13 protein-coding genes are annotated in these 19,593 nt (G+C 75.1%); 4 read left to right on the top strand and 9 right to left on the bottom strand.

All coding sequences use genetic code 11. The features are described from left to right. Window positions 1-222 precede the first annotated feature (222 nt). Window positions 223-975, bottom strand: a complete 753-nt coding sequence (locus ACU616_RS03485) for a DUF4389 domain-containing protein (protein WP_446757101.1) — start codon at window positions 973-975, stop codon at window positions 223-225. A 238-nt stretch (window positions 976-1,213) separates the two neighbouring features. Beyond that, window positions 1,214-3,988: a LuxR C-terminal-related transcriptional regulator gene (locus tag ACU616_RS03480; protein ID WP_446757100.1), complete on the bottom strand. Its 2,775-nt coding sequence runs from the start codon at window positions 3,986-3,988 to the stop codon at window positions 1,214-1,216. Window positions 3,989-4,583: 595 nt separating this feature from the next. On the opposite strand from ACU616_RS03480, the gene ACU616_RS03475 reads away from it, so the two are divergent. Together ACU616_RS03475 and ACU616_RS03470 are read left to right on the top strand one after the other, a co-directional pair. After that, window positions 4,584-6,272, top strand: coding sequence for a SpoIIE family protein phosphatase (locus ACU616_RS03475; protein WP_446757099.1), 1,689 nt, complete (start codon window positions 4,584-4,586; stop codon window positions 6,270-6,272). A 500-nt stretch (window positions 6,273-6,772) separates the two neighbouring features. After that, window positions 6,773-10,117, top strand: coding sequence for a SpoIIE family protein phosphatase (locus tag ACU616_RS03470; RefSeq protein WP_446757098.1), 3,345 nt, complete (start codon window positions 6,773-6,775; stop codon window positions 10,115-10,117). Between the two features lie 508 nt (window positions 10,118-10,625). On the opposite strand, the gene ACU616_RS03465 is transcribed toward ACU616_RS03470, so the two are convergent. The 7 genes from ACU616_RS03465 to ACU616_RS03435 all read right to left on the bottom strand — a co-directional run bounded on the left by ACU616_RS03465 (window position 10,626) and on the right by ACU616_RS03435 (window position 17,135). Continuing rightward, on the bottom strand, window positions 10,626-11,093 hold the full coding sequence (locus ACU616_RS03465; protein WP_446757097.1) for a hypothetical protein: 468 nt from the start codon (window positions 11,091-11,093) through the stop codon (window positions 10,626-10,628). Between the two features lie 235 nt (window positions 11,094-11,328). Beyond that, a complete protein-coding gene (locus ACU616_RS03460) occupies window positions 11,329-12,099 on the bottom strand; it encodes a DUF4389 domain-containing protein (protein WP_446757096.1) in 771 nt (256 codons plus the stop codon). A gap of 80 nt (window positions 12,100-12,179) precedes the next feature. After that, window positions 12,180-12,593: a four-helix bundle copper-binding protein gene (locus tag ACU616_RS03455; protein ID WP_446757095.1), complete on the bottom strand. Its 414-nt coding sequence runs from the start codon at window positions 12,591-12,593 to the stop codon at window positions 12,180-12,182. Between the two features lie 14 nt (window positions 12,594-12,607). After that, window positions 12,608-13,741, bottom strand: a complete 1,134-nt coding sequence (locus ACU616_RS03450) for a flavin-containing monooxygenase (RefSeq protein ID WP_446757094.1) — start codon at window positions 13,739-13,741, stop codon at window positions 12,608-12,610. 164 nt (window positions 13,742-13,905) lie between these two features. Next, the gene (locus ACU616_RS03445) at window positions 13,906-14,280 is read right to left on the bottom strand and encodes a hypothetical protein (RefSeq protein ID WP_446757093.1); all 375 of its coding nucleotides are present in this window, start codon (window positions 14,278-14,280) and stop codon (window positions 13,906-13,908) included. 105 nt (window positions 14,281-14,385) lie between these two features. Beyond that, the gene (locus ACU616_RS03440; RefSeq protein WP_446757092.1) at window positions 14,386-15,072 is read right to left on the bottom strand and encodes a response regulator; all 687 of its coding nucleotides are present in this window, start codon (window positions 15,070-15,072) and stop codon (window positions 14,386-14,388) included. Beyond that, window positions 15,069-17,135 carry a GAF domain-containing protein gene (locus ACU616_RS03435; RefSeq protein ID WP_446757091.1) on the bottom strand — a complete coding sequence of 689 codons (2,067 nt, stop codon included), beginning with the start codon at window positions 17,133-17,135 and terminating at the stop codon, window positions 15,069-15,071. Before ACU616_RS03435 ends, ACU616_RS03440 begins: the two co-directional genes overlap by 4 nt. A gap of 274 nt (window positions 17,136-17,409) precedes the next feature. Here ACU616_RS03435 and ACU616_RS03430 point away from each other — a divergent pair, with 274 nt between their 5' ends. Continuing rightward, entirely contained in the window at window positions 17,410-18,531 is a 1,122-nt protein-coding gene (locus ACU616_RS03430) for a glycosyltransferase family 4 protein (protein ID WP_446757090.1), read from the top strand. Next, a complete protein-coding gene (locus ACU616_RS03425; protein ID WP_446757089.1) occupies window positions 18,528-19,508 on the top strand; it encodes a Gfo/Idh/MocA family oxidoreductase in 981 nt (326 codons plus the stop codon). Before ACU616_RS03430 ends, ACU616_RS03425 begins: the two co-directional genes overlap by 4 nt. Window positions 19,509-19,593 lie beyond the last annotated feature (85 nt).

Raw genomic sequence — 19,593 nt, 5'->3', positions numbered from 1 at the left:
AAGTCCCCCTGTCCGGTGCCGGCCGGGTGGCGCTCTACGAGTCAGCCGGCGCTTCGCGCGGTCTCGCGTGCCGAGGTCACCTGAGATCTCCGGCGTCGAGAGTGGAGGTGTGCCGTCACCGGTCCGCCTCGCTGCTGGGCGCACGCGGGGTCGTGTGCGGGCCGGACAGGCTCCCCGGACACCTGACCGCCCCCGGGGACCACGTGCCGGGACGAGCGGGGTTCACCGCGCGGGCGCGGTCGGGGCCGGTGGGTTGGTCGCCGGCGCCACAACCGGGGACGGCGGCAGGGGGCTCGCCGGCACCGAGCCCGGGTCGGTGCCGCCCATGTCCAGCCGGAACGGCGGATAGCGGTCGGTCATCAGCGCGGTGTAGGCGGCCACCCGCAGCATCCAGCGGTCCACGCCCAGGATGAAGTCGTACAGCGGCTTGGGGTAGCGGCCGGTGATCAGCAGCACGATCGCGGCGATGCACACCAGCAGGGACAGCAGGCTGACGCTGGCCGCCCAGCTGCGGTTGGCGTCTCCGGCCCCGGTGGCCAGCCAGATCCCGCCGCCGACGAAGATCGACACGATCAGGTAGTGCGGAATGGCCAGCAGCCACCACTTGATCAGCACCAGGCCGCGGGAGAGCCGCTCGGGATAGGCAACGTCGAGATGGGCGGGATAGTTCGGCACGTCGGCGAGGGTGAACGGCGGGTAGCGGTCGGTGCCCAGCGCCCAGTACCCGTAGTAGTGCACCCGCCAGCTCCACCGCAGGACGCCGACGTTGAAGTCGAACAGACCCCGCGGATAGCGCGCGGTGAACAGGATGGCGACGAACGCGATCACGCCGACCACGTAGAAGGCCAGCCACAGAAACGCCAGCACGACGAAGTGTGGGATGAGCAGCAGCCACTTCACCAACCACAACCAGCGCGACGGCGCGTCCTCTGACGCGTCCACGCGGACCGGGTAGGGCGTTCGGTTCTCCGTCACGTCTCCTCCTCACATTGCAGGTGCTGTTTGCCTGTGGCGTGCGCGGTCGGTCGCCGCGGGGCGCCCCGGTCGTCATGGCCGGCGGTCCGGCGTGTGCCGGTACGGAGGAACGTAGGAAGGGGGAGGGTGAGAAGGGATCACCATGTTTGGTGATCCATGTGGTGATCCGGATTGAGCGGGGACGCGGTGAGCAAGACCGGAGCCGGCCCCGGCAGCGGGCCGGACGGCCGGCCGGTGTCTAGCGGTCGGCGACCGCGCGCCCGGGGCGGTGGTCGCGATGCCGCGACATCAGGTCGAGCTCCTCGCCCCGGCGGACCGCCGCGCGGCGGTTGGTCACGCCGAGCTTGGCGTAGATGTTCTTGGTGTGCGTCCGGACGGTGTTCACTGACACGAACAGCTCGCGGGCGATGTCCGGGCCGTCGAGGTCGCTGCCGAGCAGCCGGAGCACGTCGAGCTCCCGCGCGCTCAGCGGGTCCACCAGGCCCACCAGGCCCACCGGGACCGGCCCTCTGTCCGCGCCCGGCGCCAGGGCCGCCAGGATCCGGCGGGCGTAGCCCGTGGCGGTCCCCGCCGCGGCCGCTCGCAGCAGGACGGTCATCGGTGCGCCCTCGTCGGCGAAGATCCGGACGTGGCCCTGGGGTTCGGCCAGGGAGAGCGCGCGGCGCAGTGCCGCGAGCGCAGCGGGCAGGTCGCCGCGCGCCTGCTCGGCGAGCGCCTGCACGACCAGCACGTCGAGGACGCTGGCGGTCCTGCCTCCCGCCTCTGCCGCGGGAAGGAGGCGCTCCAGCAGCTGCACGGCCTGGGAGGCCGCGCGATCGTCGCCCTCGGCCGTGCATCGGGCCACGAGGGCCCGGGCCAGGGTGATGTACTCGAACTCGCGCAGGTAGGTCAGGTCGTCCCCGACCGACACCTCCCGCTCCTCCGCCCAGGCCAGCGCGTCGGCCCACCGGCCCTGCCGGGCGTGCACCCGCGCCCGCAGCGCCGGGACCGGCCGCACCTCGGGGAAGTAGTCGCTGACGTAGCGGCGCTGCGCCTCGTCGAGAAGGGCGAGCGCGCCGTCGAGGTCGCCCTCCGCCGCGCGGATGCGGGCCATGACGACCCGCCAACGGTAGGGGTTCTGCGGCATGCCGGCGTGCTCGCCGAGGTCGCTGCTCCTGGCGAGGTGCCGGCGGGCGGCCTCGAGGTCACCGCGTTCCAGCAGCACCCCGGCGATGCCGACGTGCATGTCCGCCGCGCCGCGCAGCGCCGGGCCGGTCTCGGGGGTCACCAGCCGGAGCGCCCGCTCGAGCGTGCTCATCGCCTCCCGGAGCCGGCCCTGGGCGATCCGGATGTCGGCCAGCGCGATCGTGCAACCGGTCACGTCGGACAGGTGCCCGGCCTTCTCCAGGTGCGCCGCGGCGTCGGCGTACCACCGGTGCCCGGAGTCCAGGTCCCCGCTGCTCCAGTAGGCGAGCCCGAGCAGACCGGCGGCGGGACCGCGGCTGAGATGGTCGTCGTCGGCGCCGGCGAGGTCGAGCGCCGCCCGGGCGTGCGTGATCGTGCCGGCGGCGTCGCCGGACAGCAGGGCCTGTCCGGCGCGGTACAGGGAGACCGCGCTGGGGATCCGGCGGAACGCCTCCTCGTCGACGACGACCATCTCCGCCGACGGTGCCCGGAGGGCCTGGCCGCCGCGCGGGGCCGTGGTCAGCCACCGCTCGGCGTCGCGCAGGTGCGCTTCGACGCCGTCGACTCGGCCGCTGACCATGAGGGCCGCGGCGTAGCCGATGCTCAGCACTGGCCGGACCCGTAGCACCTCCTCCGGCAGCGCCTCCAGCCAGCGGCGGATCGTGGCCTCCTGCCGGCCCTGCTGCAGCGCCGGCAGCGCCAGCTCGACCAGGTCCGCCGCGCGCGCGGCGTCCCCGCCAGCCAGCGCGTGGTGGATCGCCTCGGGCCGCGCGCCGTTGCGCTCGTACCAGTCGCCGGCCCGCCGGTGCAGGCCGGCGACGGCGTCGGGCTGCTCGGCTTGCAGGTGCACTTGCAGCACGTCGGCGAACAGGTGGTGGTAGCGGTACCACCGGCGGCGGTCGTCGAGCGGGACGAGGAACAGGTTCGCGCGGTCGAGGGCGTCGAGCAACGCTTTGCCCCCGGTGGTGCCGGTGACGGCGTCGCACAGCGGGCCGGTCAGCCGGCTGAGGATGGACGTCTGCAGCAGGAACGTGCGGACCTGCTCAGGTTGGCGCTGCAGCACCTCCTCGGCCAGGTAGTCGACGATGTAGCGGTCGTCGCCGGCGAAGTCGGCGAGGAAGCTGGCGATGTCGCCGCGGCCCTGCATCGACAGGGCGGCCAGCTGCAGCGCGGCGATCCACCCTTCGGTGCGCTCGTCCAGCGCGGCGACATCGCCGGCAGTCAGCGCCAGCCCCATCGACCCGTTGAGGTACGCCGCGGCTTCCTCGGCCGTGAACCGCAGATCGGCGGCGCGGACTTCGACCAGGTCACCGCGCCCGCGCATCCGCGCCAGCGGCAACCCTGGGTCGGCGCGGCCGGCGATCACCAGGTGCACCTGCGGCGGGAGGTGTTCCACCAGGAACGCCATCCCGTCGTGCACCTCGGGCCCCTCGATGACGTGGTAGTCGTCGAGGACCAGCACGAGATCGTCGGAGAGGCTGGAGAGGTCGTTGACCAGCGTCGCGAGCACCGCGTCCAGGGACGACTGGGGCGACTGCAGCAGTGCCAGCGTCCCCGCGCCCACCTCGGGCGCCACCGTCCGCAGGGCGGCGACCAGGTACGTCCAGAACAACGCGGGATCGTTGTCCCGCTCATCGAGCGACAGCCACGCGACCGACCGCTTCTGAGTGGGGAGCGTGGCCAGCCACTCTGTCAACAGAGTCGTCTTGCCGAACCCCGCCGGCGCCGACACGAGCGTCAGCGACGACTCCTCCGCCCGGCTCAGGCGCTCGGCCAGCCGCGGACGCTCCACCACGCCGCGTCGCCGCCGCGGGACGTGCAGCTTGGTCTCGATCAGCGGGCCGGCCATGACCATCTCCCCTGGGGAGCCGGTTCTCACGCGCCTGCGACAGGCACGCCTCGCCAGCGACACCGGTGGCTCACGGCGATCGTGTCAGCACGACCTGGGTGGTGTCGATGGAGCTCCGCCTGTGCAGGTGCGCGGACCCCGCGCTCCGTCGCGTCGGAAGGCGGGGTTCGAATCCTGCTGGTACGCGGGTGGCCGCGGGCAGCTGCCGCCGGTGGGCGGTCAGATCGGCGGGGGTCGTCGGCTCCCACAGCCCACCGCCCTCGCGTCCGGGCTCGGCGTCGGTGGAGGCTGCTGCCCCCACAGCGCCTCGCTCACCATCCGCCTCCCAGATCCCCGTCACGGCTCCGACGCCGCGTGCCGTTCCCTCCGTCATCGGCAGCTCCGCCGTGACCGGGATCGTCCGGGAGCAGTGCCGGTACCGCTCGCCGGGGCAAGGTACTCCGCCAATGCACGGCAGCCCTCCCCACTGCGGATGCCGGAGGGCCGCGATTGTCGCTCCGGACCCGAGGAACGCCCGGGGTCGCAGCCCCCTCGAGTACCCTCCGGGTTCGTCCTCTGCCGTGGGACATCCGCCGAGCGTCGCGATGGAGCACAGGTGAGTCAGCCCGCCGCAGACCGACTGCCGCAGGCGTGGCTGGCCGCGGCGATGGGGCGGCTGCCCGACGGCGTGGCCGTCTTCGACGGTGACTGGATCATCCGCTATGCCAATCCGGCCGCCGTGCGGTTGTTGAGCGCCGGCACTGCCGAGCTGGCCGGCCGCAACCTGTGGGTCGCGCTGCCCGAGGTGGCCGGCAGCGTGTTCCACAGCTTCCTGCTGCATGCCCGGACCGTGGGCACCCCGGTGACCTGGCGCGGCTTCTACGCCCCTGCCGGCAGGTGGCTGTCGGCGACCGCCGAGCGGGTCGACGACCTGCTGCAGGTCTGCTTCCGCGAGGCCGCCGACCTGCCTGCCGAGGGACCCGCGGACGCAGCCGCCGAACAGGTCGCCGCCTCCGGCGAGGGCGCCGATCGCGACCGGCTGCGCTTCCTCGCCGAGGTCAGCGAGGCGCTGATCACCACTCTGGACCGCGACGAGTCGGCCAGCCAGCTGGCCGAGCTGGTGGTGCGGCGGCTGGCGGACTGGGCGGTCGTCGTGCTGGTCGGTGAGGACGGCGGGCCCGGTGAGGAGGCCTGGGCACACCGGGATCCGGGTCGCCGCGTCGACCTGGACACCTACATGACCGGGCGGCTGCGCGGCACCGGCGATGACGCCGTGATGGTCGACGCGCTGCTCACCGGTGAGCCGGTGCAGATCATCTCGATCCCCGAGGAGCAGGTTGCTCCGTCGCTGCCTACCGAGGAGGTGCGGGCGGCGTGGCGGCGGCTGGACACGCGCAACTGCATGATCGTTCCGCTGCGCGCCCGCGGCGAGACGTTCGGGGCGCTGGCACTGATGAACGCCGGTGCGCGGCCGCCACACACCGAGATGGAGATCGCCACCGCCGTCGAGGCGGCCCGCCGTGGCGCGCTGGCGCTGGACAACGCCCGGCTCTACGGCCGCCAGCTGAAGGTCGCCGAGACACTGCAGCGCAGCCTGCTCACGCCGCCGCCACAGCCGGACCAGCTGAAGATCGCCGTGCGCTACCGGCCCGCCAGCGCGCATGCGCTGGTCGGCGGCGACTTCTACGACGCGTTCCTCCAACCCGACGGCGCGACCCTGCTCGTCGTCGGCGACGTGGCCGGGCACTCCGTGGAAGCGGCCGCCGCGATGAGCCAGTTGCGCAGCGCAGTGCGCACGCTGGCCTACGACCGCCCGGACAGCCCCGCGCAGACCCTGAGCCGGGTCGACCGGGTGCTGACCGGCCTGGGCTTCGGCACCCTGGCCACCGCGCTGGTCGCCCGGATCGAGCAGCCGGCGGAGCAGGCCCGCGCCGGGCTGCGCACGCTGCGCTGGTCCTCGGCCGGGCACCTGCCGCCGCTGCGGGTGCACCCCGACGGCACGATGGACCTGCTCGACAGCGCCCCGGAGCGCCTCCTCGGCGTCGGCGAGCCGACCGTCCGCACCGACCACGAGGCGATCCTGCGGCCGGGCGACACCGTGCTGTTGGTCACCGACGGGCTGGTGGAGCACGGGCGGGTGGACATCGACACCGGGCTCGCGCGGCTCACCGGCGTGCTCGCCGAGCTGGCCGACCTGCCCGTCGACGAGCTGTGTGACCGGCTGCTCGACCGCATCGTCCCAGGCCGCGCCGACGACGACGTCGCCCTCCTCGCCGTCCGCTGCCATCCGGAGAGCGACAGCTAGCCGTCTGCTAGCCCTCCGCGGCCAGACGGGCGCGGTCCGCCTGCACGCTCCCGGGCCGCACCCCGCCCCACCCTGCGACACGGCCGGTCGCCGGTCCAAGTGGTGGTGTCGACACCAGCCGTGGTTGGTTGCTCGACGTCAGCGACACGGCGGCCGACCAGCCGCTCCGCCCCGGCAGTCGGCCGGGATCCGGCCACCGGCGGCCTGGGCCCTGTACATGGTGGCAAGACCCTGCGCCGCGCGCGGTTGGACGATCAACAGCGAGTGCAAGCACGTCTGGGTGCGCATGGACGCCGCCACCGACGCGGCCGGCTCCGCCGTCCGGTCGCTGCCGCGACCGCGGCCGCGCCGCTCCACCGAAGAGGCATCACACTCGGACTGACCGCGGGCGCCCATCGGCGCGGGCGGGCACACCTCCAGCGCGGCCGCCGCACCGTCCGGCGGGCGGCATTCGGTCCGGCTACCGTTCCGGTGTCGGAATCGGGGTCGGGGTGGTGGCGGTGGACGATCGGGTCGAGCCGCCGCCGGCCGATCGCCGGATCGGCCCCGGCGCCGACGACGACGTCCGGGTTCAGCTCCAGCGCTACGCGGCCCTGGTCGAGCATGCTCCGGACGCGATCGTGGTGCTCGATGTGACCGCCGGCCGCCTCGTCGAGGTGAACCCGGCCGCCGAACAGCTGTTCGGACTGCCCCGCGAGGAGCTCCTGAGGGTGGGGCCGGCGCAGCTGAGCCCACCGGTGCAGCCCGACGGCCGGCCGTCGGCGGAGGCCGCCGCGGAGTACATCGCCCGCGCGGTCGCCGGTGAGCGTCTCCGGGTCGACTGGACCCATCGCCGCGCCGACAGAAGGGCGGTGACCTGCGAGATCACCTTGTTCCGGCTGCCCGGTGGGGAGCGGCAGCTGGTCGGCGGCAGCATCCTGGAGTGCGCCGAGCGCCGGGAGGCGGCGTCCGCCCGCCGGGCCGCGGACCAGGCGCACGCGGCTCGCGAGGCGGCCGAGGCCGGCGCCGCCCGGCTGCAGGCGATGGTCGCCGGGCTGAACGTGATCGTCTGGGAGCGCGACGCCGCCTCCTGGCGGATCCGGTACATCAACCAACGCGCCGACGGGCTGCTGGGCTACCCCGTGTCGCGGTGGCTGACCGACGAGAACTTGTGGACCGAGATCATCGACCCGGCCGACCGGGACCGGGTGCTGGCGGCGGTGGCCGAGGGCATCGCCGCCGGCGGGGATTTCGCGTTGGACTACCGGGTGCGGGCCCGCGACGGGCGGCGGGTGTGGCTGCAGCAGCTCGGCCACGTGACGCACGGCGCGGACGGGGCGCCGACCGTGCACGCGGTGCTCATCGACATCACCGAGCACAAGCGGCGCGAGCAGGCCGCGGCGCTGCTCGCGGCGGCCGGGCGCCTGATCGCCGGCCCTGGCACGGTCGAGCAGCGGCTCACCGCGGTCGCCGATCTGGTCGCCGGCGAACTCGGCCACTGGGCGGCGGTGTGGCTGCGCGGCGAGGACGACCGGTACCGGGCGGTGGCCGCCGCCCCGGCCGAGGCCGCTGCACGGGTACTCGCGCTGCCCGCGTGGCGGGTTCCCGACCCGCTCCAGCCCCGACTCGCGGCCGGCCGGGCGGTCGCCGTGCCCGAGGTCAGCGAGCCGATGCTGCGTGCGGCCACCGACGACGTCGGGTTCGCGGCGCTGGCCGACCTGGATGGCAGCGCGTGGCTGGTGGCGCCGCTGACCACCGGCGGGCCCGTCGTCGGGCTGCTCACTCTGACCGCGGGTCGGGGTACCGGCTTCGACGACGCCGATGTCGCCTTCGCCGCCGACCTCGGGCAGCGGCTGGCCACGATGGTCGCCGCCGAGCGGGCCGCCGCCCAGCGACGGCAGCTGCACGACCTCACCGTGCAGCTCGCCGCGGCCGGGTCGGTCGCCGACGCCGCCGCCGCGGTCAGTGCCCGGCTGCGCACCGTGCTGGGCGCGGAGGTGGTGTCGGCGTGCACGATCGGCGGCGACGGGCTGCTGCACACCGTCGACGTCTCCGGCTACCCGGTCGAGCGGCTGGGTCCCTTCGCCGCGATGCGGCTGACCGCGGCGCTGCCGCTGACCGACGCCGCCCGCACGCATCGCCCGGTGTGGCTGCCCGACCGGACCACGGCCGTGCAGCGGTACCCGCTGCTGGCGCCCGCCCTGCAGGCCGAGACCCAGGCGCTGGCGGCGCTGCCGCTGCTGGCCGGGCAGCGGCTGGTCGGCGCCCTGGGCGTGACCTTCACCCGGCCCCGGCCCTTCGACGACGAGGAACGCGGCTTCCTGCTCACCGTCGCCGGGCAGGTGGCGATGGCCTTCGAGCGGGCAACGCTGGCCGACGCCCGTCGCGAGATGGCCGAGACGCTGCAGCGCAGCCTGCTGCCCGGTCAGCTGCCCGCGCTGGACGGGGTCGCCGTCACCGCCCGCTACCTGCCGGCGGTGGAGGGCACCCGCGCCGGCGGGGACTGGTACGACGTGCTCACCGTCGACGGGGGCCGGGTGGCGGTGGCCGTCGGGGACGTCGTCGGGCACGGCGCGGCCGCCGCGGCGGTGATGGGCCAGCTCCGCGCCGCGCTGGCCACCCTGCTGCTGGCCGGCTTCTCCCCGGCCCGCGCGCTGGAGCATCTGGACCGGTTCGCCGCGGAGGTGCCCGGGGCGCGGGTGAGCACCGTCGCCTGCCTGCTGCTCGATCCGCGGACCGGCCGGCTGTCCCACAGCAGCGCCGGGCATCCACCGCCGCTGCTGCTCCGCCCCGACGGAGACGCAGCACTCGCCGACGGGCTCGGTCCGGCGCTGGGCGTCGCCCCGGCCGGACCGCGGCCGGAGGCCCGGACGTCGCTGCCGACCGGCGCGACCCTGCTCGTCTACACCGACGGGCTCATCGAGCGGCGCGGCGCGGACCTCGACGACGGCCTGCACCGGCTGACGGTCGCCGTCACCGCTCGCCGATCTGACTCCCTACCGGCGCTGGTCGACGGCGTCCTGGCCGACCTGACCGACCCGGGCGGTGCTGCCGACGACATCGCGCTGGTCGCCCTCCGACTGCTGCCCGCGCCGCTGCGCCTGGGAGTCCGCGCCGACCCGGGGCAGCTGGCGGCGATCCGGCGGACCGTGGCCCAGTGGGCGGCCGGCGCCGGGCTGGACCCCGACAGCATCGAGGACCTGCAGCTGGCGCTGGGAGAGGCCGCCGGCAACGCCGTCGAGCACGCCTACGCCGGGGCCACGGTGCCCGGCCGGGTGATGATCGAGATGGACGTCGACGAGGAGGGCGCGCTGACCGTCGGGGTCACCGACACCGGCACCTGGCGGCCGGCGCCGGCCGATCCCGGGCACCGCGGCCGTGGCCTGCAGATCATCTCCGCACTCGCGCAGCACGTCGACCTCAGCCACGGCCCCGCCGGCACCGTCGTCCGGTTCCGCTTTCGCCCCACCGGCCCTCCCGCCCCGGCGACACCCACGGTGGCGGAGCCGCCGGACGAGGCGCCCGCCGCAGTGGTGGTGTCCCAGCTGGACGGCGAACACCGCGTCCACCTCGCCGGCGACCTCGACCTGGCCGGGGTCACCGCGGTGCGCGACACCCTGCTCGACGCGCTGAACGGTGAGAACCCACCCCCGCTCACGGTGGACCTCACCGCGCTGGGCTGGGTGACCAGCGTCGGCCTGGGCCTACTGCTCGACGTCGCCGAGCAGGCCGGTGCGCGCGCGGCCTTCCTGTTGCCCCCGCCGGGCCCGGCCCGCCAGGTGCTGGACCTCACCGGGGTGACCACGCTCCTCGGCGATGCCGAGGCCCGAGGCGGCTGGGACGAGCCCGGCGCGGGCGGGCACTGACCACGGCGACAGCGTCGGCGCCGAAGGCCCCGACCGGGTGGCCCGTCAGCCGTCCGCGAACAGCGAGGCGACGCCCGACACTTCCAGCACTCGCGGTGCGGAGGTGTCACCAGGCCGGCTCCGTCGGCGCCCTGTCGGCCCACACGGTGGCACCTCTGACCGGGCAGGGATCGTGCTGGAGATCGACATGTCCGGCGCGCGTGTCAAGATCACTGGGTATCCCGATGCGCCGAGGTGGTAGGTCGAGAAACGGACCGGACGGGGGTGTGCAAGTGCCCATGCAGAAGGCTCTGACCTGCGGGAACGAGCCAGAACCCACAGGAGGAGCGGTGGTTCGGCCGGTCCCCCCGCTACTCGTGTGGTGTCCCAGGACATCGCGAACGCCCGGACCCACGGATCGTGGGTCCGGGCGTTCGTCGTCTCTGGGCCGGGTGGCCGGCCGGGGGCCGGTGGTCGCGGATCGGGTCGATGGTCCACCGCGGGGCAGCGTCGGCGCTGCCGGACCGGGTCACCAGCCGATCCGGATCCCGGCGAGCAGGGCGACGGCGATGAGCGTGGCTGCGACGAGGTCGACGGTGGCGCAGAACGGTGGCCACCAGCGCGTGTTGGCCACGAAGCCGGTGCGGTGCTGCCACAGGTCCTTCAGACCGTGGCCGGCCAGGCCGGCGACGATCAGCCAGGCGGTTCCGGTGACCGCGGCCGCGGCGACGACCACGAAGGCCGACGCGACGGCCGTCTCGACGACCAGGACGTGCCGGCGCCCGTCGGCGACGGCGAAGCCGATGTAGATCGCGGCGATCAGTGCGAGCCCCAGCGCGTAGACGGTCGCCGCGTCGAGCCAGGGGAGGACCAGTGGGGATGCGGCCTGCAGGCCGCCCCAGACGACGCCCCAGGCCACCGGTGCGCGCAGCGCCCGGCCGCGGACGGCGGTGTCGGCACGGGGCTGCAGCCCGGGGGCGCCGGCGGACGCGGTCATGGCCGTCCGCCGCCGATCCGGTCGGCGAGGACCACGGCGTCGTGCTCGGCAGTGGTCATGGTGCGGTCCTTCCGTCGTCGGGGGAGGACGTCCGACGTCGAGCGAGGAGGAGCGCCGGGGCCGGTGCGGTCACCGGCCCCGGGACACCGGGACCGCGACGGTGACCCCGGCGGGGGTGACCCGGTCGATCGGGTCGCCGCTACCGGGGCCAGCGCTCGGCACCACCCGCCAGGGGCTATCCGCGGATGCCGACGGCGGGGCCGGTCGCACCCGGGGTGGCCGCCGAGGGGGACGGCGGGCCGCCGGGTGCGGCCGGGGCTCCGGCCGGTGACGGCGGCAGAGGCGGCGGCACCGCCGGGACGGAGCCCGGGTCCGGTCCGCCCAGGTCCAGGCGGAAGGGCGGATACCGGTCGGTCATCAGCCCGACGTACGCGGCCACCCGCAGCGCCCACCGGTCCATGCCGAGGACGAAGTCGTACAGCGGCCGCGGATAGCGGCCGGTGAACAGCAGCACGACCGCGGCGATGAACACGAGCAGGCCGACCAGGCCGCCGCCGGCGCTCCAGTCGTCCCACCCGTTGTCCGTCGCGCTGCGGGTGGTCAGCCACAGGCCGCCCCCGACGAAGACCGCCAGCACCAGGTAGTGCGGGATGGCCAGCAGCCACTTCACGAAGATCAGGCCCCGCGAGAGCCGTTGTGGGTAGGCGACGTCCAGGTGGGCGGGGTAGTCCGGCACGTCGGCGAGGGTGAACGGCGGATAGCGGTCGGTGCCGTTGGCTCCGTAGCCGTAGTAGTGCACCCGCCAGCTCCAGCGCATCACGCCGAGGTTGAAGTCGAACAGACCCCGCGGGTAGCGCGCGGTGATCAGGATGGCGACGAACGCGATCACGCTGACGACCGAGAAGGCCAACCACAGGAAGGCCAGCACGACGTAGTGCGGGACGAGCAGCAGCCACTTGACCAGCCACAGCCCCCGGGAGGCGTCGGCATCCTCCGACGCGTCCACGCGGACCGGGTAGGGCGTTCGGTTCTCCGTCACGGTTGGGTTCCTCTCTCGGCAGGTGCGGACCAGGCGCCGGTGCGCCGTCAGCCCAGGGCGGCCATCAGGTCCCGGCAGGCCTGCTCGCAGCGGCGGCACGCGTCGGCGCAGATCCGGCAGTGGTCGTGCATGGACGCGTGCTGCGAGCACTCGTCGCCGCAGGCGCGGCAGGCGGTCGCGCAGGCCTCGAGCACGGCGCGGGTCAGGTTGGCGTCGTAGCCGGTGTGGCGGGACAGCACCCGGCCGGTGGTCCCGCAGACGTCGGCACAGTCGGTGCAGGTGCGGATGCACGTGGTCAGCTCCGCCACCATGTCCTCGCTGAGGCAGGCGTCGGCGCACGCGGTACACGCCTCGGCGCACTCGAGGCACTCGTCGATGCAGGCCCGCATGCGCTCCCGGTCGACCCCGCCGAGGTCCTTCGGGTACGTGTCGAGCATCTGGGCGGTGATGGTCGTGGTCATGGCGTCTCTCCTCTTCAGGGGTGGTGCTGACCGCTCCGGATGGCCGTCGGTTCCGCGCGTCGGCCTCCACCGGCGCTGCTGATGTGCTCGGCGAGGTGGGCGGCGTCCTCGTGCACGAAGCCGAGCAGGGCGGAGCCGCGGGTGTGCTGCCAGGGCAGGCCCAGGACGTACAGGCCCGGGACGTCGGTGACGCCACGCCGGTGGACGATCCGGCCGTCGCGGAACGCCTCCGGCACCTGGATCCAGGTGTGGTCGGTGCGGTAGCCGGTCGCCCAGACGACGACGCCGACGTCGAGGATGCTGTCGTCGGCGAAGCGCACCGTGCGCCCCTCGGCGCCGGTCAGCCGCGGGCGGAACCGGACGCCGGCCTGCTGCAGCCGTCTGTGGTCGGTGCCGATCACGAACTCACCGCGCGCCTGCATCCGCTGACCGAGACGGGAGTCGGCGGTCACCCGCATCGCGCCGAGGCGGGTGAGCCACCAGAACAGGTCCCGGCCCAGGATCCGCTGGGGCAGCACCGGCAGGCTGGTGCCCACCGCGACGTCCACCGGGCGCGTGCCGATCAGTTCCTCGGCGATCTGCAGGCCGGAGTTGCCCCCGCCGACGACCAGTACCGGTCCGTCCGGCAGCCCCGCAGGGTGGCGGTAGGCCGCGCTGTGGACCTGGGTCACCGCGGCGTCCAGTCCTGCCGCCAGGGGCGGCACGGCGGGCACCTGGAACGGCCCGGTGGCGACCACCACCTGCGGGGCCCGCCACACGGCGTCGGCGGTCCGAAGCTCGAACCCCTCCGCGGTCCGGTCCAGGCGGAGGACGCGGCTGTCCAGGGCGACCGGGACGCCGAAGGCGGAGGCGTACGACTGCAGGTAGTCGGCGACCGCGTCCTTGCCCGGGTAGGTGTCGGCGGGCGCGGGGAAGGCCATGCCGGGCAGGGCGTCGAACTGTGCCGGGGTGAACAGGCGCAGCGACTCCCACCGGTCGCGCCAGGACCGGCCCACGTCCCCGGCGGCCTCCAGGACGACGAATCGCAGCTCGCGCCGGGCCAGGAGCCAGGCCATCGCCAGGCCGGCCTGTCCCGCACCGACGACGACCACGTCCACGAGCCGGTCGGGGGAGGGGGCGTCCCGAGGACCGCGGGTCTGCTGCGTCATGCCGGCCCTCCGCAGGTCAGTGCGTGGGAGCGGTCCTCGTGGTCTGGGGTCCGCCGCGGCGTCCAGCAGCAGTCTCGGGGTCGGTCCGCGGCCAGGGCATCGGCGGGATGACCGGGCCGGAGGGGGATCTTTGACGTAGTCCCGCCGTCGGACCCGTCCGGCCGTCACGCCGGGGGAGGGGGCGGCAGGGGTCCGGCCACCGCCCGGACCACCTGGGCGAGTCGGTCGGGGAAGTCGGAGTCCTCCTCCAGACACGCCCGTGCACCCGCGGCGAGGACGGCGGCACTCCGGGTCGATCCGCTGGACACGGCGATCACCGCCCGTCCCCGACGGACGAGTTCCCCGACGACCCGGAGGTCCCGCGGGTCCTCCCGCCGGTCCAGTTCCAGGACGACCACGTCGGGACCCACCTGGTCGTCCAGCTCGGGCAGCAGGCCCAGCGCGTCGGTGGCGCCGACGACCCGGCCTCCGTCCAGCTCCAGCAGCCTGGACAGTGCCCGACGGACGCGGACGTCCCGAGCGGCGATCAGCACCTTCACGCTGCCCCCTGGACCGGAGAGCCTCCGGACGAGCCCACCACTCGCCGGGGCGGCCGTCATCGGCGCGATGTCCTGCCGCGGCAGGGCGGAATGTCCGAGGCCGCTTCAGGCGGACGGGGGTGCGGGTGCCAGGCCCTGCTGGATCGCGTACAGCGCCGCCTGGGTGCGGGACCGCACCCCCAGCTTGTCCAGGATGTTGCTGACGTGGGTGCGGGCGGTGCGCTCGCTGATCGACAGACGGGAGGCGATCTCCCGGTTCGACAGCCCGGCCGCGAGCAGGGCGAGGACCTCGTGCTCGCGGCCGGTGAGGGGGTCGCGTGCCGCTCGACCGGGTGCGCGGAAGGCACGGGCGAGCTGGCGGGCGACCGCCGGTCCCAACGGCATCTCCCCGCGCTGGGCCTGGCGGATGGCGTCGACGACCTGGTCGGCCTCGGCGTCCTTGAGCAGGTAGCCCGAGGCGCCGGCCTCCAGGGCGCTGCGGATCCGGTCGACCTCGCTGTAGCTCGTCATGGCCACGACGGCGATCCCGGCGTACCGCTGGGTGAGCAGCCGCGTGGCGGTGACCCCGTCCGTGCCGGGCATCAGCAGGTCCATCAGCACCACGTGCGGGGCCGCTCCGTCGGCGACCAACGCGGCCACCACGTCGAGAGCGGTGTGTCCGTCGGCGGCCTCACCGACGACCTCGATGTCCTCGACGAGCTCGAGGTATCCGCGCAGTCCCCGCCGCACCACCGCGTGGTCGTCGACGAGGCAGACCCGGACGGGGTTCCCGCCCGCTCCGGGTCCGGTCACCGCCGGCCCTCGGCCGGCGTCCCGGCAGCCGGCGCCACCCGGGTCCTGACGGGGGACAGGGGGATGGTGGCGGAGATCCGCGTGCCTCGTCCGGGACGGGGGTCCACCAGCAGGGAGCCACCCAGCTGTTCCATCCGCTGCGCCATCGTGCGCAGGCCGAGGTGGCCGGGTTGGGAGGTGGACGCGTCGAAGCCCACGCCGTCGTCGGTCACCTCCACCAGCAGCTCGTGCCCGTTGCGCCGGCGACGCAGCCGCACGACCGCACGGTGCGCCGCGGAGTGCTTCGCGACGTTGGCGAGGGCCTCCTGCACCAGCCGGTAGACCTGCTCCTCGACGTCGCCGGGCAGGGGGATGCGCCTCGTCGGCAGGCGGACCTCGACGGCGATCTCGCTGCGCGCGCTGATCCCCTCCGCCTGCTTGCGGATGGCGGCGGCGAGACCCTCCTCCCGCAGTGCCTCCGGGCGCAGCTCGAAGATCAGCGCCCGCATCTCCGCGAGTGCGCCCTGCGTCAGCTGCCGCAGGTTGGCCAGCCGCTCGCCCAACGGGCCGTCGGCGGGCAGGCCGGCGCGTTCGAGCAGCAGCTGCGCCCCCCGGGTCTCCAGCGTCATGGAGAACAGCGCCTGCGACACCGAGTCGTGCAGTTCACGGGCGAGGCGGTGACGGGCCTCGAGCGCGAGTCGCTGCTGCGCCTCGTCGAACAGGCGGGCGTTCTCGATCGCGACACCGGCCTGTGCGGCGAGGGTGACCACCGCGCGCTCGTCGTCGTCGGTGAAGTCGGACTCCCCGCGCTTCTCCGTGAGGTAGAGGTTGCCGTAGACCCGCCCGCGCACGGTGATCGGCACGCCCAGGAAGGAGGTCATCGGGGGATGGTGCGGCGGGAAGCCGACCGAGCGGGGGTCGTCCTGGATGCGGGCCAGCCGCATGGGGTGGGCGTCGGAGATCAGGGCCCCGAGGATGCCCCGGCCGATGGGCAGGGGTCCGATCGCGACGCGCTGCTGCCCGGGGATGCCGTGCGTGATGAAGTCCTCGAGGCGACCGTCGGGGCCGAGCACCCCCACGGCGCCGTACTGCGCGTCGGCCACGTCGCAGGCCAGCTCGACGATGTTGGTCAGCACCGCGGGCAGGGCCAACTCGGAGGCCAGCGTCAGCCCGGCGGCGATGAGCCCCTCGTCGCGGCGGGACGACGCGGCGGCGTCGGCGAGCAGCCGGGCGTTGTCCACGGCGGTGGCGGCCTGGTCGGCGACCGCGGCGAGGAAGCGGAGTCCGTCGCCGTCCGGCGGCGGGCCCGGCCAGAACGTCTTGATGGCACCGACCGGGTGGCCGCGGGCGATCATCGGGAAGGAGGCGATGCTGCGCCACGGCAGGTCGCCGTCGAGGTCCTCCATCGTGCGGAGGACGGGTTCGTCGCGGGTGCGGTCCACCACGACCGTGCGCCGGCTGCGCCAGGCCGACACCGCCGGCAGGACCTCGCTGCCGCCTGCCAGCGCTCGCTGGAACCGCGCGGCGTAGTCCACGGGCAGGCCCGCGGTCCCGGCGACCCGCAGGCGGGTCGGTTCGCCGTCGAAGACGATGGCGGCGCAGCCGCTCATCCCGGTGGACTCCCTCAGGCAGGTGGCGACCGTCTCGAGGGTGGCCTCCAGCGACTCGGCCATCGCCACCCGCGCCGCGACGTGGCTGAGCGTGGCCAGCTCGCGGACCGCGCGCTGCTCCTCGGCGACGTCCCGGAACACCCGCAGGAGCAGGCGTCGCCCCTCGACGTCGACCGGCGTGTCGGAGGAGTCCACCCCCCGTCGTCCGTCGCCGCCGGGGCGGGCGAGCTCCGCGGGCGTCGTCGTCGTCGTCGCACCTCCCGGCGGGTCGGGTCCGGTGCCGGCGAGGGCGCAGCCCGCCGGGTTGACGTGCAGCGTGCGCAGGTCCTCGGTGAGCAGGGCGACCCCGAAGGGGAGGAGGTCGACCGCCCCGACCAGGGCGTCGAACCCGGGCGTCGCCGGCCGGTCACCGGGGCGCAGAACGGCACGGGCATCGGCACGGGCATCGGCACGGGCATCGGCAGCACCCACCACGGCCCCACCACCCAACGGTCGGCTGAGCCGACCGTACTCGGGGCCGCGGTCTCCTGATCGGCGCAGGCGCTGCGGCCTGGAACCGGAGCGGGGTGTGCACCTGCCCGTGCCCCCGGCCCCTCGGGGGCCGGGGGGACGGTGCTGTCGCGGTGCGGGGTGGGCGTCCGACGGGTGGGCACCGGTTCCCGCAGCTCCACGCGGTGCCGTACGCGCGCCGAGCCAGTAGGTTCGGCCGCTCCCGGAGACGCCGGGACCCGGACCGCGAGGAGGGTGGGTGTCGCCTTCCCTGTGCCTGTACACGCCGTCGACGGACCCCTCGGGGATGGGCGCACACGTCCTCGATCTGGTGGCCTCGTTCGCCGAGTCGATGGACGTGTCGCTGATGGGCCGCGCGACGTCCCGGGCCCGGTGGCTGCTCGACCGGGCCACCGCGCTGGGCGCCCGCACGCTGGGCCTGCCGTCCCCCCGCGACCCGGCGTTCGCCCCCACGGTGTCGCGGTTCCTCGCCGCACACCCGGCCGACGTCTTCCACTGCCACGTCGGGACCGGCGCCGAGAACTGGGACGGCGTCCGCCTGGCCCGCGCCGCCGGCTGCCGCGCCGTCGTGCAGACCCAGCACCTGCCCTACCTGCTGTCCTCGCCCCGCAAGCGCCGCGCCTACCACGAGGCCGTCGAGCCGGTCGACCGGCTGATCGCGGTCTCGGAGGCGCTGCGCCGGACCTACGAGCGGATCGGGGTGCCGCCCGAGCGGTTCACCACCGTGCTCAACGGGATCGCCCCCGTCCGGGTGCGGACGCAGCGGCCGGCGGCCCGGGAGGCCCTGGGCCTGGACCCGCGGCAGCCCGTCGTGATGACCATCGGCCGACTCACCCACATGAAGGGGCAGTGCCACCTCGTCGACGCCGTCCCCGACCTCGCCACGCGGTTCCCCGACCTGGCCGTCGTCGTGCTGGGCGACGGCCCGCTGCGCGAGGCCCTGCCCAAGCAGGCCTCCGGGCTGGGTGTCGCCGACGTCGTCCGGTTCGCCGGGCACCGCGCCGATGCCCGGCTGCTGCTGGCGGCGGCCGACGTGTTCGTCCTGCCGTCGCGGCACGAGGGCCTGCCGCTGGTCGTGCTGGAGGCCATGGAGGCCGGGCTGCCCGTCGTCGCCACCCGGGTGGTCGGCAGCTCGGAGGCCGTCGACGACGGGGTCACCGGCATCCTCGTGCCCCCGGCCCGTCCCGCCGCCCTGGGTGCCGCGATCGGGGACCTGCTCGCCGACCCGGAGCTGCGCCGCCGTCAGGGCGCCGCCGGGCGGCAGCGCTACCTGACCCGCTTCGGCCGCGGGCGGATGGCGGCCGAGACGCTCGCCGTCTACGAGTCGGCGCTGCGCCCGGCCCGCGGGGGCCGGGCGTGAGGGCGCTGCGGGTCGGCTGCGTCGGCACCGGCTTCATCGCGGGGTTGCACCTGCAGGCGCTGGCCGGCTTCCCCGACGTCGAGGTCGTGGCGGTCGCCGACGTCGATCCGGAGCGGGCCGGGCAGACCGCCGCCCGGTACGGGGCGCGGGCCTACGACGACGGGCTGGCCCTGCTCGCGACCGAGGACCTCGACGCCGTCTGGCTGTGCGTCCCCCCGTTCGCCCACGGGCCGCTGGAGACGGCGGCGATCGACCGCCGGCTGCCCTTCTTCGTCGAGAAGCCGCTCGCGGCGGACCTCCCGGCCGCCGAGGCGGTGGCCGCGCGGCTGGCCGGCAGCGGCCTGACCACCGCGGCCGGGTACCACTGGCGCCACCTCGACGTCGTCCAGCGGGCCGCCGACCTGCTCGCCGCGGCCCCCGCGCACCTGGTCACCGGCTACTGGTGGGACCGGACGCCGAGGGTGCCGTGGTGGACCCAGCGGGCGCGGTCGGGCGGTCAGGTGGTCGAGCAGACGACGCACCTGTTCGACCTGGCCCGCCACCTGGTCGGCGAGGTCGGGACCGTGGTGGCGGCCGAGCGCGCGGCCGACGGGGGAGCCGGCGACGTCGCCACCGCGGCCGGCGCCCTCCTGCGCTTCCGCTCCGGGGCCGTGGGCAGCATCTCCTCCGCCCGCGTGCTCGGCTGGCGGCACCGGGTCGCCCTGCACGCCGTGGCCGACGGCCTGGTCGTGGAGGTGTCCGAGCGGGGGCTCACCGACCACGAGCTGCGCGTCGTGACGGCGGACGGCGAGGAGGTCGTGCGCTCCGACCAGGACCCGATCGCCGCCGAGGACCGCGAGTTCGTCGACGTCCTCCGGGGGCGCGCGCCCCGGGTCCGGGTGCCCTACGCGGAGGCACTGCGCAGCCACGCGCTCGCCTGCGCCGCCGACCGGGCCGCGCGCGACGGCGTCCAGGTGGACCTGCCGGCCGGGGACTGAACGGGTCGGCCGCAGGGGAGCGCGGCGAGGTCCGGGAGCCCGGGAGGGCCGTTCCCGGGGACGCGCGCGGACCCGCTGACGCGGC

The sequence above is a fragment of the Geodermatophilus sp. URMC 62 genome (assembly GCF_052931475.1).
This window is presented reverse-complemented; position numbering and strand designations above follow the sequence as displayed.

Excerpts from the sequence above, each read along its gene's own strand:
- ACU616_RS03480 (WP_446757100.1), bottom strand. The coding sequence starts at position 3,988 with ATGGCCGGCCCGCTGATCGAGACCAAGCTGCACGTCCCGCGGCGGCGA.
- ACU616_RS03465 (WP_446757097.1), bottom strand. The coding sequence starts at position 11,093 with ATGACCGCGTCCGCCGGCGCCCCCGGGCTGCAGCCCCGTGCCGACACC.
- ACU616_RS03455 (WP_446757095.1), bottom strand. The coding sequence starts at position 12,593 with ATGACCACGACCATCACCGCCCAGATGCTCGACACGTACCCGAAGGAC.
- ACU616_RS03450 (WP_446757094.1), bottom strand. The coding sequence starts at position 13,741 with ATGACGCAGCAGACCCGCGGTCCTCGGGACGCCCCCTCCCCCGACCGG.